At 40.7% G+C, this 15,255-nt stretch carries 10 protein-coding genes; 5 read left to right on the forward strand and 5 right to left on the reverse strand.

Translation table 11 applies throughout. The annotated features are described in order from the left end of the window. Positions 1–111 precede the first annotated feature (111 nt). Complete coding sequence (locus RM368_RS24720; protein WP_322696487.1) at positions 112–2,181, reverse strand: tetratricopeptide repeat protein; 2,070 nt, start codon at positions 2,179–2,181, stop codon at positions 112–114. Positions 2,182–2,399: 218 nt separating this feature from the next. Here RM368_RS24720 and RM368_RS24725 point away from each other — a divergent pair, with 218 nt between their 5' ends. The 3 genes from RM368_RS24725 (at position 2,400) to RM368_RS24735 (ending at position 3,918) form a co-directional block, all read left to right on the forward strand. Continuing rightward, complete coding sequence (locus tag RM368_RS24725; RefSeq protein ID WP_322696488.1) at positions 2,400–2,600, forward strand: hypothetical protein; 201 nt, start codon at positions 2,400–2,402, stop codon at positions 2,598–2,600. Between the two features lie 64 nt (positions 2,601–2,664). Continuing rightward, entirely contained in the window at positions 2,665–2,925 is a 261-nt protein-coding gene (locus RM368_RS24730; protein WP_179068682.1) for a hypothetical protein, read from the forward strand. A gap of 432 nt (positions 2,926–3,357) precedes the next feature. Further along, positions 3,358–3,918 carry a PEP-CTERM sorting domain-containing protein gene (locus tag RM368_RS24735; protein WP_322696489.1) on the forward strand — a complete coding sequence of 187 codons (561 nt, stop codon included), beginning with the start codon at positions 3,358–3,360 and terminating at the stop codon, positions 3,916–3,918. Positions 3,919–3,979: 61 nt separating this feature from the next. Here RM368_RS24735 and RM368_RS24740 read toward each other — a convergent pair whose 3' ends face one another. After that, positions 3,980–6,340, reverse strand: coding sequence for a PhoX family phosphatase (locus RM368_RS24740; protein WP_322696490.1), 2,361 nt, complete (start codon positions 6,338–6,340; stop codon positions 3,980–3,982). Between the two features lie 471 nt (positions 6,341–6,811). Between RM368_RS24740 and RM368_RS24745 the strand changes: the two genes are divergently transcribed. Continuing rightward, positions 6,812–7,762 (forward strand): glycosyltransferase family 2 protein, encoded by a 951-nt coding sequence (locus tag RM368_RS24745; protein ID WP_322696491.1) that lies wholly within the window; start codon positions 6,812–6,814, stop codon positions 7,760–7,762. A gap of 181 nt (positions 7,763–7,943) precedes the next feature. Further along, positions 7,944–10,259, forward strand: a complete 2,316-nt coding sequence (locus tag RM368_RS24750; RefSeq protein ID WP_322696492.1) for a caspase, EACC1-associated type — start codon at positions 7,944–7,946, stop codon at positions 10,257–10,259. A 157-nt stretch (positions 10,260–10,416) separates the two neighbouring features. On the opposite strand, the gene recG is transcribed toward RM368_RS24750, so the two are convergent. The 3 genes from recG to tsf form a co-directional block, all read right to left on the reverse strand. After that, positions 10,417–12,912, reverse strand: a complete 2,496-nt coding sequence (gene recG, locus RM368_RS24755; RefSeq protein WP_322696493.1) for an ATP-dependent DNA helicase RecG — start codon at positions 12,910–12,912, stop codon at positions 10,417–10,419. A gap of 137 nt (positions 12,913–13,049) precedes the next feature. Next, positions 13,050–13,913 carry a hypothetical protein gene (locus tag RM368_RS24760; protein WP_322696494.1) on the reverse strand — a complete coding sequence of 288 codons (864 nt, stop codon included), beginning with the start codon at positions 13,911–13,913 and terminating at the stop codon, positions 13,050–13,052. A gap of 227 nt (positions 13,914–14,140) precedes the next feature. Beyond that, positions 14,141–15,085, reverse strand: a complete 945-nt coding sequence (gene tsf / locus RM368_RS24765) for a translation elongation factor Ts (protein ID WP_322696495.1) — start codon at positions 15,083–15,085, stop codon at positions 14,141–14,143. Positions 15,086–15,255 lie beyond the last annotated feature (170 nt).

Here is a 15,255-nt window from a genome sequence, read left to right on the forward strand (position 1 = left end):
GACAAATGACAAATGACAAATGACAAATGACAAATGACAAATGACAAATGACAAATGACAAATGACAAATGACAAATGACAAATGACAAATGACAAATGACAAATGACATTTTATTCTGCAACTAACAGCTTAAAGCGTTCATCGTCGGCAATATCATCAAAATCGAGGTCGGTTGCTGCATCTTCTTTATATCTGGGATTAAGTTCAATCGCTTGTTGTAGAGTTAACAGAGATCGGTCAACTTGTTTTTGCAGTGCGTAACAGGCTGCTTTGTTGTAATAGGCACTAGCGTAATCTGGCTTAATTTCTAAGGCTTGGTTAAAACTAGCGATCGCTTCATCATCGCGTCCTAATCTTACCAATGTATAACCACGTTTATCCCAGATTTTGGGAGAATTTGGTTGGAATTCTAGCGCTTTCTCAAAGGAGATTATTGCCTCTTCGTATTGTTCTAATGCTACTAAGGAAAGACCGCGATTTAACCAAGCAACGGCATCATCGGGTTTGATTTGTGTAGCTTGATCGAATGAGTCAAAGGCTTGCTGATGCTGTTGTAAGTTACCAAAAGCAACGCCGCGATCGCACCAAGCTTGATGATAATCTGGCTGAATCGCAATCGCTCGATCATAGGATGCGATCGCATCTTGATAGCGTTTCAATCTTCCTAGAGTTAGACCCCGTTTTAACCAACTCACAGGTTCATCAGGTTGGATTTTAACTGCTTGGTTGTAAGCTGCGATCGCATCTTCATAGCGCCTTTTAGAAAACAGATCGTCTCCTTGTTTTTCATACTCATCAGCAGTGAATTCTGGTTGTTGCGGCTGTTCCTGTATTTCTTCTTCAACTTCAGAATTTACCACCTCTAGAATGGATTCCGGCGTAATTTCAGATAGTTCTTGAAGAATCAGATCCTTTCTTTCTTCGGCATCCAATTGTAACTCAGAAAGTTGAGAGTCAAATTCAGTTTCTAATCTTTCTAACTTTTCTAAAATGAGAATCTTTTGTTGTTGAGCATTCCATTGTAATTCTGAGAATTGCGAACTAAACTCAGAACCAGATTTTTCTAAATTATCAATGAGTAGCTCTTTGGATTTTTGAGCATCGACTTGTAATTCAGATAATTGAGATTTAAATTCTGACTGCAATACTTCTAAACTTGCAATATTTTTATTTTTTTGTTCTTGAGCATCAACCTGTAATTCAGATAATTGAGATTTAAGTTCCCGCTCAAATATACCTAAACTATCAACGGCAATCTCTTTTTGCTGTTGAGCATCAACCTGTAATTCGGATAACTTTACTACAAATTCTGACTGTAATTTTGTTAAGCTTTCAAAAATTATATCTTTTTGTTGTTGAGCATCAGACTGCCATCTTGAAAATTGAGATGTGTACTCAGACTTTGATATTTCTAAATCAGCAACAGCTAGTTCTTGCTGTTGTTGCACACCTAAGTTTAACTTAGACAGTTCTTCTGCCATTACAGATGCTAATTTTCCTAAATTCTCCAGTGCTATATCTTTTTGTTGTTGAGCATCAAACTCTAACTTAGATAGTCCCGAAGCAAATTTTGACTCCAAAATTTTTATATTTTCTTGAGATTTTTTTAGTTCCGTTTCTAATCTACTTAATACCTGCGCTTTAGCTAAATCTAGATCGGATATCAGAATAGATACATTTTCTTGTTCATTTTTAATTTTTTGTTGTAAAGCAGCCGTTTCCTGTTCTAATTCATAATTTATTTTTTTCGCTTCTTGAATAATATTTTCAGCTTCTTGTTTAACGGTGGTTAACTGATTTTGTAATTGTTCCATTCCCTGGACTTGTTGCATTGCCCTATCAACAATTTCCCGAATGATCGCCCGTCGCAACAGCCATAACAAAGCAATGACTGCGACTGGAAAGAGACTTAGTATAACTAGCCAAACATCGAGTAAAATAGTTGTGCGGCTAAAAGTGCTTTTTAAATCAGATTGGACTTGCTGTAGAATTCGTTTTTCTGCTCGTAGTCGTGCTAATTCTTCCCGTTCTGAATTCGATAACACCGGAGTCGGAGTTAATGCTGGGTTGGGTGATGGTGCAGATTGTCCACTGGCGATTCCAATGGATAACAATAAGGGTAAAAATACAATAGTACTTTTTCCAATTAAAGCGAAAATAGTTTGATTTTTGCTCTGCATAACAACCATCTGAGTCTGTTGATCAATTTTTGAAGCGGCGTGCCTCTTTCCAATCTATAACAGAATTAAGTAGTTAAATGTTGTAAAAGCAGTGTAAAATTCTGAGCAATCCTTAACTAATCCGTTTCCTCGTCCTTAGTGTACGTACAACTTTAGTAGTAGAGTGCAGTTAAGTTTGTGACAATTTTTTTGAGGTACTATTATAACATTACTAAATTGTGAGTACTGCTAAAGATGGTGAAAGTCAAGCGGTAAAAATAATAATTTATCAATTAGTGGAAGAGAAAATGCGAAAGCATCGACGCTTTCTTAGACCATCAACCAAAGAAGGTTTAGACTTTGTTTTTACAGATAACAGGGCGTTTAAACTGGAAGTTATACCTGTATGGCAAGTGTCAGATGTGGTTACTTCGCACTAACATTAGATCATCTCCGGTAAGCAGATTACTTGTCCTCAAATTAACTTAACAAAGGTGGTAGAAAATGGGTCGCATAAATCCTTACACACTGCAATTGCAGATTACCCGAATGTTTGAGCAAGGGCAATCATTTTTTGCCACAACCAAAGTACAGGAATGGTTGAAAGAACATAAGCACAATCCAGAAGACTATGACATTATTTTCCATAAAAAACCTGCACCTCCTGGTTCCAAAGAAGTGATGGTTGTGGAAATTGAATTACGCCGCAAAGATGGACAACCTGTAGATCCGTGGTTGCAGGAACAAGCAAATCTCCATGCCTGATCGCAACTATAGCAGTCCTAAATTAGATGTGAAAACTTCTTTTTCTTTTCTTGGTATTTTGCAGAAAAAGTGGTTTGTTCATTTTCACAACTTAGATAGGATTGCTATGTGTAAAGGCTACGCCCAAACTAAAAACAGGCGTTGCAGAACAGAGGGATGAATTTAGGCAGGCAGGGGAGGCAGGGGGTGCTTCGGGAGCAGGGGGGAGATTTTATAACTTGCGAAATCATCCTGCAATTATGCAACGGCAAAAACATAAGCTACTGTAAATGTTGAAATAAGTTTACACAAATTTTATATATACGTGACAATTTTAAGGATTTAACAAAGATCATCTTTTATTAGTTATTTCTTAACCTATATACATTGGTGAAAAGTTTATTTAAGTGAAATTACAGAATTATTCATTTTTTAGCTTCGGAGCATTTTCTGATGAAATTAGCTAAAGACATTAGCATTGCTGCTTTTGCTGCTGCGATCGCGGTTGCTGCTGTTATTAAACCGACACAAGCTGCCTTGGTTAATTATGATTTCACCGTAAATGCCACATCTGGCGATCGCCCTGGTCAGTATTTCGGCTCTTTTCGATATGATGACTCGACCTTAAGCAGGTTAGGCGAGGAAACTCTAGGCGTTAACAATGGATTATCTATTTTGTTTAACTACTTGGGTACTCAGTATACAGAGACAAGTGATTTTGATTACCCATCATCTCCTGTAGTCAGTTTTACAAATGGCAACCTGTCAGGATTGAGCTATTTGGTTGAAGATCAATTTTTTATTGGTAACAATCCAGGTAATCCTAATACAGGGGGAACAAAATTTTATCGCATTTTGAGTGCTGACTTATTGTCTACAACAGAAGTGGGTACAGTAACTTACTCTAAGAGTACGCCCGTACCAGAACCGATGACTCTTGGTGGTATAGCGATCGCAAGTGCTATGGCGTTGGGGATGAAACCCAAGAAAAAACTATCTGGAGTAACAAATTAATAGTCCTACTTTGAAAATTAATGTAGAGACGTTATTATCTAACGTCTCTACACAGATAGTCTTAAGTAAAACTACCAGTAGGATTTTTACGTTTGATGCCAATTACAGATGGTTTGGGAACACTTCTAGGTTGACCCTTTCCACCGTCAGTAGTTGGGATGTTACTTGGCCAACTACTGCCACGAGGCACAGTGCGAGCCTGATTGAATGTAATACCATTCAAATCCAGTAATTCAATCTCACGACTCAGGATTGTGCCATCATTAATTGGGCTATCTTCGCCGGGATGCTGTACCGAAATAATCAGTGTATCTCCCACAAAAGTTGGTCCTGTCATTTCACAGCGCACTGGTCCTTGAGCAAAGGGTATTACCTCTCCCCCATGAGTCCCAGTAGTCGGAATGTAGAATAGCCAGTTATTACCGAAAACTCCTGTGAAGTTGGAGACATTACCACTGGCTGTATGGTCGATGGTAGTTACAGTACCGGCAGCACCGACATTAAAACCATTGTGAGTGGTAGTAGACATATCTGTTACCCCCCAAATATTGGCCTTATTGTCGAAGACTAGGTTATCGACGTTGGCAAAACCAGCACCAGAAATCGATCCGGCTTCTCCACCTTGGGCAAATCTCTGCCAACGGAAGGTTAAACCTGTACCATCGGCACTATCTTCAATAATCTTGTACAATCCCCCGGATTGCTGTGTTGCGTTGACGTTTGTATTCAACTTGGCAACCTGGAAAATGCGCGAATCTGGATAACCGTCGCCTCCTGGTGCACCGTCAGTATAGGCAATGAATACTTCTTTGGTGGTCGGATGCACTTCTATATCTTCTGGACGTGCTGTCGGAGTTCCGCCAGCCAAATTCGCTGCTAAAAAAGCATCACTAAGAATAGCACCTTGGGAAGTGTAGAAGTCAGATAACTTCTTACCTTGATAAGCAGGTAGTCTCTCTGCTTCGTTGGTGCGATCGACTGCGAGGGAACCGCCATCTGTAGTTTCACCTGCAATACCATTACGTTTTGGTAGCGGTAAAAGACCATTTCTTTGAGCCGAACCCAAAGCAGCAAACTCCACAGAAGATATTAACGATGGCGAAATTGGATTGGTAGGAGTGGTTAAACGTAACGGTATCCATTGACCCGTACCATTTGGATTATAACGGGCGACATACAATGTACCACTTTCCCATAAACTGCTGTTGGCTTTACTGGTTGGTGAAGAAATAATACCTGCACTGATAAATTTCCAGGTGTGTCCCCCACGTCTATCATCACCCATGTAGGCGATTAATGGTTTCCTAGCTTCGGCACGGATGGCAACGTTTTCATGACGGAAACGACCTAATGAAGTGTGCTTGCGAGGGCGGAAATTTGGATTAACAGGGTCAATTTCGACAATCCAACCGTATTTTTCACCAACTAAACCGAAGGTCTTACCAGTAGTACCATCGATGTAACCTGTTTGAGTACCATTAGGGTTGACTGGTTCTGTAACACCAACAAAACCTCCTGCACTTCCTTGAAAGTTCTCTTCACCACTTAAAATAGTTCCCCAAGGAGTTGTACCGCCAGAACAGTTATAACTAGTGCCAATAATTTTGTTACCTAATCCATCAGAGGAGAGGTTAAATACTTGGGTTGCAGCCGGGCCAGTGGCGATGAGATAGTTTTGATCGCCTTTTTGGTAGCTGCGACTTCCCCAAGAAGTGACATTTTTATATTCATCACTCCTTTGGCTATTAATTCCCAACCCAGAAAGACCATGAAGGCGACGATTTCTGGCATCACCTTTAACCACTGCATAACGGCTACTAGAATTACGTCGGGAGATGCGGACGATCGATCCGCCTAAGTTATATAGAACTTCGCCGTCAAATTCAATACCTCTGGTAGTAGGTAAAGCCCAGCCAATCACTGATTCAAAGGTGGTAGGCAATCCTTTAACATCAGCAGGAGCTTCTGGTGCTAGATCAGAAAATGGAAAACTGACGTATTCGTGATTAACCCACAAATAGCCGACATCGTTGCTTCTACCCAGAGGAATGAAACCCGTATAATCGTTGTTGTAACCGAAATATTCATCTTTGTTAGGAAAGACGCGATCGCCCCAGCTGATAATTACGTAACGTTCATATTCTGGTGGCACTACCAGATCGTCAACTACGTTGTAGCTATTTAATTTCGTATTTGCAGATGGATTGATTACCTGTCCCTGACCGATTCCCGTTGGCAAGAAACTTTTCTGCTGTTTATAAACGGGTAAGGAATGGGGTAAGCGCACTGGTGTAAAGCTCAGTGGCTTGTTGGTTGCTCCGGCAATACTGGAAACACCATCTATAATTGTGTCTCCTAAGACAGCCGCACCAGTACTGCCAGCAAAAAATACTAAAATTTGTCTGCGACTTAATTTAGACATCAAACTTTCCTCTGTTGTGACATCAAGAATTTTGTAAAAGCAAATCTTGATTACTGGTAGAAAAAGCCATCAATTATTTACGTGAAATGCCATATATTTTGAATAGTCAGTAACCTGTTACTAACAAAAGGTTGTTTGCTGTTTAGGTCAGCTAACTAGACAAAAAATTTTCAGTTTGTCATATAATCTAATGACCAAAAATTAACGCTAGGTTATATCTTGATTAATGAGGATTTATTTTGTAGTTGATTAAAGCCTTTTTTCGCTACTAAATCTCAAAGTAAGAAGTTATACCAATTAAAAAATGTCGGCGATAGATACCCCACCCGCGCTGACTGCACTCTCACCGATGCTTTAGCGAGAGGTTTTATACTTCTGTTGCATTCTTTTGCTGTTTTTCTCAACGAAAATCAGTTAAGGAACAGTGTCAGCGCCTCATCTGTCCTATCCTGGAGATGTGTAAATAGTGTTGTGGGTGAGACTGTGTTTTTCAGTGTTGTGATACCGACTTATAATCGCCAACCGATTTTAGAAAAGTGCCTCCGCGCCTTGGAGGTGCAGGAGTTGAGTCAGCCAACGGTTACTGATTACGAGATTGTCTTGGTAGATGATGGTTCTACTGATGGCACATTGGAGTGGTTAGCAGCACACAAAGAAGAGTTTCCTCATGTGCGCTGGTTTGAGCAAGATCATGCTGGCCCAGCTGCGGCTCGGAATTTGGGGGTAGAACAGGCGCAGGGAGACACAATTATCTTTATTGATAGCGATTTAGTAGTGCTGAAGAATTTCTTGCAAGCTCATGCTGAAGCACTAGTAAAGGGGAAAGAGAAATTGGGGAGCGATCGCTTTTTCACTTACGGTGCAGTTATTAATACTTGTAATTTCAACAATCCAACGGCTGAACCCTACAAAGTTACAGATTTTTCAGCAGCTTTTTTTGCTACTGGAAATGTAGCAATTCCCAAACATTGGTTAGATAAAGCCGGACTTTTTGATACTAGTTTTCAACTCTATGGCTGGGAAGATTTAGAATTAGGTGTGCGGCTAAAAAAACTAGGTTTGACACTAATTAAATGTCCAGAAGCCGTAGGATATCACTGGCATCCAGCATTTAATTTAGAACAAATTCCCCGATTAATTGACCAAGAAATTCAACGCGGACGTATGGGAGTTTTGTTTTATCAAAAGCATCCTACATGGGAAGTGCGAATGATGATTCAAATGACTTGGCTGCATCGTTTACTTTGGGGAATTTTGTCACTAAATGGTACGTTAAATGAACGAACAATGGCTCCATTATTGCAATGGCTAATTAACTTAGGTAAACCGCAATTGGCTTTAGAAATTGCCCGAATTTTCCTCAATTGGTACAACGTGAAGGGTGTTTATGAAGCCTATGCTGAAATGCAGCAAGTATCGTGATTAAAAATTGATTCCTGCTTATCGAAAATAGGATTGCGATCGTTCTACCTCTAGGCAAATCTCAGCACAGTAATCGAGTCTGGAATGATCGCGATGTGGACTGTATAAGGTATAGGGTACTCATGATAACCTAAACATTAACCACAATAACAGAAATTCGTAGCAGGATAGAGAGTCACAGATGGCTAAGGTAGCATTGTTAATTGGGGTTGGCGAATATGGAAATGGTCTTTCTTCCTTAACAGCGCCTCCCAAAGATGTGGAGGCGATACACGAAGTTTTAGAAAATCCAGCAATCGGCGGTTTTGATCAAGTGATACCGCTGATTAATCCTGAGCGACAGGCTATGGAAGAAGCAATTCATACATTGTTTATAAATCGTAAAAGAGATGATCTCCTGCTACTTTTTTTCTCTGGTCATGGAGTGAAAGATGATAGTGGCAATCTTTATTTGGCTGCTCATAATACCCGCAAAGAACAAGAAGCACTCGTTCAACCTACAGCAGTAGCAGCGAGTTATGTACAAAATATTATGAGCAATAGCTGCTCGAAGCGACAAGTAGTGATTCTGGATTGTTGCTTCAGTGGCGCTTTTGCCCAAGGAATGACTGCCAAAGATGATGGTTCTGTGCCTGTCAAGCAACAATTAGGTGGAGAAGGACGAGCTGTTCTCACATCTAGTACGTCAACTCAGTATTCTTTTGAGAGTCAGCGTTTTGACCTCTCAGTTTATACGCATTTTTTAGTTGAAGGTATTAAAACTGGAATAGCAGATAAAGATCAAGATGGAGCAGTTTCTATTGATGAGTTGCACGAATATGCTAGCGAAAAAGTACAAGAAACTGCTCCTGGCAAAATGAAGCCTGAAATCTATCCAATTAGAGAAGGCAGTAAGATACTACTGGCTAAAGTGCGAGTTGAAGATCCAAAGCTGAAATATCGCCAAGATGTTGAGGATCGCCTCAAAGACAGTAATATTCCTCCTATTGCCCGCAAATTGCTAGACCTCAAACGAGATAGTTTGCAACTAACTCCTGAAGAAGCTGCTGTTATTGAAACAGAAGTTCTCAAACCGTATCGAGAGTACGAGGCAAAATTGCAGCAATACGAGCAGGTGTTATCTGAAGCAATTCAAGCTGAAAATCCTATAAGTAAGTACACTCGCAACCAGTTAAAAGACTATCAAAAATTTTGGGGGCTTAAAGATGAGGATGTAGCATTGATTGAAGCGCGAATTACTCCAAACAGAGAATCGATTAATAGTAATGAAAATGCATTTTCAACAGAGGCATTTAGTTTTAAAGGAAATAATATTGATATCCCTAACAGCGTTATTTCTGATATTCAAGACAAACCAAAGATACAATCAACTTCTACAGAACCTCTAATTGATGACTTTAGCGCTACCTTAACAACAGACTGTAGTCAACTACAAGACTTATTAGTAGCAGGTAAGTGGAAGGAAGCAGATCAGAAAACTAGGGCTATTATGCTTAAGTTATCTGGTCGTGAACAGGAAGGCAAGCTCCAAGCAGAAGATTGTAGACAATTATCGTGTGAAAGTCTAAGTGAAATTGACCAACTTTGGGTGAAATACAGTAACGGACGTTTTGGTTTTAGTGTGCAACAGCGTATTTGGGGAAGTCTTGGAGGAAGTAAAAGTTCGGGATACGACACTTTTAAGAGTTTTGGCGATCGCGTCGGCTGGTCTATAGAAGGAAACTGGAGAAGTCAGGATAATCTAATCTTCAGCTTAAACGCTGCTGATGGACATCTCCCATATTGCAGAGAATGGTTGAACTGGGGTTATTCTAATACGGTAGTGCATCGATTTTCTGCACTCATATCAAGACTTGAGGAGTGCGGGATTAAACCTGCTATTGTTAGTACTGAACCTAATCTCAAGCTAGAAAGTCTAAATGCTACTATTATTTCTCCACAACAATTAAACTACCCTCAACTCTCTGTATCACAGCCTCAATCAAATTTTGCAAAAGTTTCTCAGCATAAAAATAAATTATATGTAGTGGGAGCATTTCTGTTATTTGGCTTCATGGGATATTCAATATATCAATCTTTAGAGAATCTAGAGAAACCATCTATATCTAAACTCAATAAACAACTATTTGCTAAGAATTGGCGTGATGCAGATCAAACCACTTCTGATCTCATACGCCAGTTTTCTGGAACACAAGCAGGCTATATTACAAGTATAAACAGCAACAATATTAAATGCGGATATTTAACAGAGATAAATAACCTTTGGGAACAGTCCAGCCGTAACTTCGGTTTTCAGAAGCAACGGAATATTTGGGAAAAAGTCAAACCTAACCAAAGTGAATTTGAAAAGAAGATCGACTGGTATCGAAAAACGAATAGTGACCTCATATTTAACGAGACAGCACCTGTGGGGCATCTACCCTCTGCTGGAAAGATGTTCAAGAGTAAAGAAGATTATACAAACAAACTTGAAGAATGTTTCAAAGCACAAAAATAGAGGATTTTTATAATTTTCACTATAAACAATTTTCTATAAAGCTTGACCTAAACGATGGATAGCATTACTACATTCCCCAATTCTATCTGGACTCCTAACTAAATTTTTAGGAAAGATAGGTGTATTTAGTCGCTGTTTATCATCAAGACAAGATAAATTAAGTCAAAATTGCTCCACCCATTAAACGCTCATATCGATACTTCAACTCTTCTTTCATTAAATACCAACGCTCTAAAGTAACATCCATTTCTATTATTTTCTCGGCTGCTTGTCGCGCTAAAAGTAAAACTTCTTCATCGTCAACCAAACTCGCTAAGGTAAAATCTGGCACTCCCGATTGACGAGTTCCCAGTACTTGCCCGGGCCCACGAAAACGCATATCCATTTCTGAGATGAAAAAGCCATCCTGAGATTGTTCCAATACCTTCAACCGTTGTTGAGCATCAGGACTTCTAGAACTGCTCATCAATAGACAATAAGACTGAGCCGCACCCCGACCAACGCGCCCCCGCAGTTGATGCAGTTGTGATAAGCCAAATCGCTCTGCATTTTCAATGAGCATTACTGTAGCATTAGGTACGTCTACACCTACCTCAACAACTGTAGTAGAAACCAAAATTTGCGTTTGGTTTTCACGGAATTTGGTTATTGCTTCATCCTTTTCGGCTGAACTCATGCGACCGTGTAGCAACCCAACTTGAAAGTCGGGAAAAACACTTTCTTGTAACTTTTGATGCTCGTCAACAGCCGATCGCAAGTCTAATTTTTCTGATTCTTCCACCAAAGGCAAAACCACATAAACTTGTCTACCTTGGACAATTTCTCGGCGGATCAGGTCGTAAGCATGGTTGCGTTGCTGACCAGATAATACTGTTGTCTGAATCTTTTGTCGTCCCGGTGGTAACTCATCAATTTGGCTGACATCTAAATCCCCGTGTATCGTCAGTGCTAAGGTTCGGGGAATCGGGGTAGCTGTCATAGTTAACACATGAGGTTGATTGCCTTTTTGCTGCAAACGTGCCCTTTGTTCTACCCCAAAGCGATGCTGTTCATCTATGACTACTAACCCTAATTGTTGGAAGTTTACAGGGTCTTGAATCAACGCATGGGTTCCTACTAACAGAGGTAATTCACCAGTTCCTAGCTGAGAATGTATTTGTCTTCGTTTCGCAGCTTTAGTAGAACCTGTCAGTAATTCCACTGGTAAATGCAGTAGATTAAACCAGCTAACTAACTTGCGATAATGTTGTTCTGCCAAAACTTCTGTAGGAGCCATCAGCGCCGCTTGGTAGCCAGATTGAATTGCTGCAAGGATAGCCAGCACGGCGACGACTGTTTTACCAGAACCGACATCACCTTGCACCAAACGATTCATTGGCACAGGTTTTTGTAAATCGTTGAGAATGTCGTTGAGAACTCGTTGCTGGGCGCCAGTGAGTTGAAAAGGCAGTATTTCGTGAAATTTCTCTACAAGTTGACCGCGTGGGACAAGAATGGCGCTGGTTTGAATCGCCCTTGCTTGCTGTTGACGTTGCAGTAACCCAAGTTGTAAGTAGAAAAATTCGTCAAAAACTAGGCGACGACGGGCAACTTGTAGGACGGCGCTATCGCTGGGAAAATGGATGTTAGCGATCGCATCTTTCAATTCCATCAAACCATATTTCTGCCGCAAACCACTTGGCAAAGGATCTTTCAGGTTAGCCGCAGCAGGCAAAGCAGCAATTACCGCCTGTCGCACTGTATTCGCCACCACGCCTTCAGTTAGTCCATAAATTGGTACTACCCGCCCAATATTTAACGACTCAATCGTATCTCCTGGACTTGCTAAAACCTCTAGTTCTGGATTATCTAATGTCAAGCCGTATTTACTTTCTTTCACCAATCCACAGGCTGCCAGAATGCTACCTACTGGATAACGGCGTTTTAAACTTTCTTGCCAAGCGCGACTGCTAAAGCGCGTACCTGCGTAAAAACGCCCAATTTTGATTTGACCGCTGTTATCTTTTACTACCAATTCTAAAATTGATAATTTCTGATTTTTAGGACTAGTAAAGCAGTTGCAACGCTTTACAGTTGCCACTATTGTCACCGTCTCACCCGCTTGTAACTCGCGGATATTCACCTGACGCGCATAATCAATATGGTCACGAGGATAGTAGAAAAGCAAGTCACGGACGGTATGTAAACCAAGCCGTGCCAAATTATCAGCTTTTTTAAAACCTATTTCTGGTAAATCACTGAGCTTTTGCTCAATTTTCGGTGCAAGTCTCCGACTCACCTCAGTCACAATTGGAGATTTTGGATTTTGAACTTTGGATTGATAAGTTTTCCCTTGCTCCCCTGCTCCCCTGCTCCCCTGCTTACCCTGTTCCCCCTGCTCCTCTTGCTGTAGTTGGGAAAGATACCTACGAGTCTCTGCTACTAAATGCTGCCTTTCTTCCAGTGCTAGATGTGGATAACTAGCAAATTGCACCGCTAGTCCTTGCCAACGACGGCGTTCAATTTGGGGTAAGCCTGTTGGGAATTTGCCCAAAGTTAAGCTGAGAAATTCACTGAAACGGTATTCTCTGCCCATCAAGTCTGTAAAGCCACGTTCAGCTTCTATTGCCAAGGCTTTGTGCAATCGTATCCAATCTGGTTTTTCATTAGTCATTGGTCATTGGTCATTAGTCATTGGTCATTGGTTATTGGTCATTAGTCATTGGTCATTGGTTATTAGTCATTATTAAAAGTACAAAGGACAATTGACAATTGACAATTGACAAATGACAAAGGACAAAGGACAAATGACTAATCCTCAAACCAACTAGCGCGCCATGCAGCTTCCGCTTCAGCGATCGCCTTTTCTTTATATCTTTTTTTATACTCTCGTCCTAGTTTGTTTAGCTGAACTAAAATACTGCGGATTCGCTTGCGATCGGAGGAAAGTGTCACATCAGCAAATTCAATTTCTCCTAGCCGCAGGTTAATAGCCATAATTTGAGTCAGTCCAGAATCTTCTGACTGTTGCTCATTTTCAATTTCAATTACTAAGTTTAATAAATTGGGTGGCCCTGGCATGACTTCAGCAGATGCTTCTGATGCTGCCGCCGCTGCTGCTAAAATCGGTTCTGGTAATTTTTTCGGTAATACTCCAGCTTTTTGTAACAAAAGATTAGCATCATGCGAAAGTTTTTTCAGTATATCTTGCGCAACCTCTTCTAATTTCTGTTGCCATTTTGCCAGTTCTATAGGATCGGAGGTGTTGGCAGTGAGATACTGAGAATTAGAAGTGTCAAGAAATAGTGAAGATGAAGAGGGTGTTACTTCCTCATCCACCTCATGTATTTCATCTCCTTCATCCATCTCATCTCCCTCATCTTCCCCTGATTCTTCAGTTGTAAGATAAATGAGCAATTGTTCAGCTGCGAGTTCACCCAACTTGCGGACGGCTTGTTGCAATTGTTGGCGCTGATTCAATGACAAATGCAAAAAGTTTTCGGGATATCCTTGGGTACAGAGGTGGTAACTTGCGAGAATCAACTGTTTGCGTACAGCTAGCCCCAAGGTGTTTAGATAACTAGCATAAGCACTTTGTAGTTCGATTGCGATCGCCCGGATCGCTTCTTGGAGTGCTGCAATATCCTGCTCAATTCGCTCGATTGCTCTTGCCATATTTTTTCGCTCTTGCCCATCTGAACCATTACATAGTACAAATGTACAAATTTATTTTAGGATAACTTTTCAGAGAATTTTAGATTTTAAATTAAATGCGATATTTCACGTCTTTTACTAAATAAAAGACAGGCCAAGCAAATAACCTGACCTGTTTTTTAAAGAGTCATTAGTCATTTGTCTTTTGTCCTTGGTAAAGACTAATGACTAATGACCAACGACTAATATTACTTAGTGCCCATTTGTGCAGCTACTTCATCAGCAAAGCTGATTTCTTGCTTTTCAATGCCTTCGCCCAGTATATAACGGACAAAGCGAGTCACTTGAATCTCTTCACCTAATTGAGCCTTGACTTGTTTTATCAAGTCTTCTACGGAAATACTCTGATCGCGAATGTAAGGCTGATCGAGCAAAGTCAATTCTTTCAGGCGTTTTTCAATCCGTCCCTGAACAATCTTTTCTTTGATGTTTTCAGGCTTGTTCGCCAAATCATCCTTGCCCATTTCAATGTCTTTTTCCTTTTGAGCAATTTCGGCGGGGATTTGGTCTACGCTCACATACTCAACATTGGGACAAGCCGCAACTTGCATTGCAGTGTTCCGTGCTAAGGTTTGGAACTCTGAATTAGCAGCCACTGACTCAGTTTGGGAACCCAGTTCTACTAATACACCAACTCGACCGCCAGTGTGAATGTAGCTGTCTACTACACCTTGTGTGCCTTCTGCTATTGCAAAATTAACAAAGCGGCGCACTTGGATGTTTTCACCAAGGGTGGCAATGGTTTGCTTGATAAATTCTTCTACTGTCGCACTTTCATTATCAATATAGGGTTGAGCCAGCAAAGACTCAACACTATCAGCTGTCGCTGCTTGCTTTGCTAGATTCTTAACTAAAGCTTTAAAAGCCTCGTTACGAGCAACAAAGTCGGTTTGGCAGTTGACTTCTATGAGTACACCCACTCGACCTTCAGGCTGAATGTAAGTGTCTACTAGACCTTCTGCCGCAATGCGATCGCTTTTTCCCCCCGCCTTAGAGATGCCCTTTTTCCGTAGCCAGTCTATGGCTTCTTCTATATTGCCATTAGTCTCTATCAGCGCTTTTTTGCAGTCCATCATGCCAGCACCAGTTTTTTGGCGTAGCTCTTGGACGAGTTTTGCAGATATTTCCGCCATGTTGCCTCAATTCCTAACTTGACCTCGAGTTGTAATCACTCACCTAATTTAGTACTGAGTACTGAGTTTTGTTAGCGTTAGCTCGGCGTTTAGCCCGTGCTGAGTTTTGAGTGTTCAGTTATCAATTTTATTCTTCATTGACAAATCACAACTTACAACTTCAAAAATCA

The sequence above is a fragment of the Nostoc sp. DedSLP03 genome, assembly GCF_034530815.1.
In the GTDB taxonomy this organism is placed as follows: Bacteria; Cyanobacteriota; Cyanobacteriia; order Cyanobacteriales; family Nostocaceae; genus Nostoc.

Bases quoted from the DNA above. Each gene is read 5' to 3' on its own strand.
- RM368_RS24730 (WP_179068682.1), top strand. From the start codon at position 2,665: ATGGGTCGCATAAATCCTTACACACTGCAATTGCAGATTACCCGAATG.
- recG (WP_322696493.1), bottom strand. From the start codon at position 12,912: ATGACTAATGAAAAACCAGATTGGATACGATTGCACAAAGCCTTGGCA.
- RM368_RS24720 (WP_322696487.1), bottom strand. From the start codon at position 2,181: ATGCAGAGCAAAAATCAAACTATTTTCGCTTTAATTGGAAAAAGTACT.
- RM368_RS24740 (WP_322696490.1), bottom strand. From the start codon at position 6,340: ATGTCTAAATTAAGTCGCAGACAAATTTTAGTATTTTTTGCTGGCAGT.
- tsf (WP_322696495.1), bottom strand. From the start codon at position 15,085: ATGGCGGAAATATCTGCAAAACTCGTCCAAGAGCTACGCCAAAAAACT.
- RM368_RS24760 (WP_322696494.1), bottom strand. From the start codon at position 13,913: ATGGCAAGAGCAATCGAGCGAATTGAGCAGGATATTGCAGCACTCCAA.
- RM368_RS24750 (WP_322696492.1), top strand. From the start codon at position 7,944: ATGGCTAAGGTAGCATTGTTAATTGGGGTTGGCGAATATGGAAATGGT.
- RM368_RS24735 (WP_322696489.1), top strand. From the start codon at position 3,358: ATGAAATTAGCTAAAGACATTAGCATTGCTGCTTTTGCTGCTGCGATC.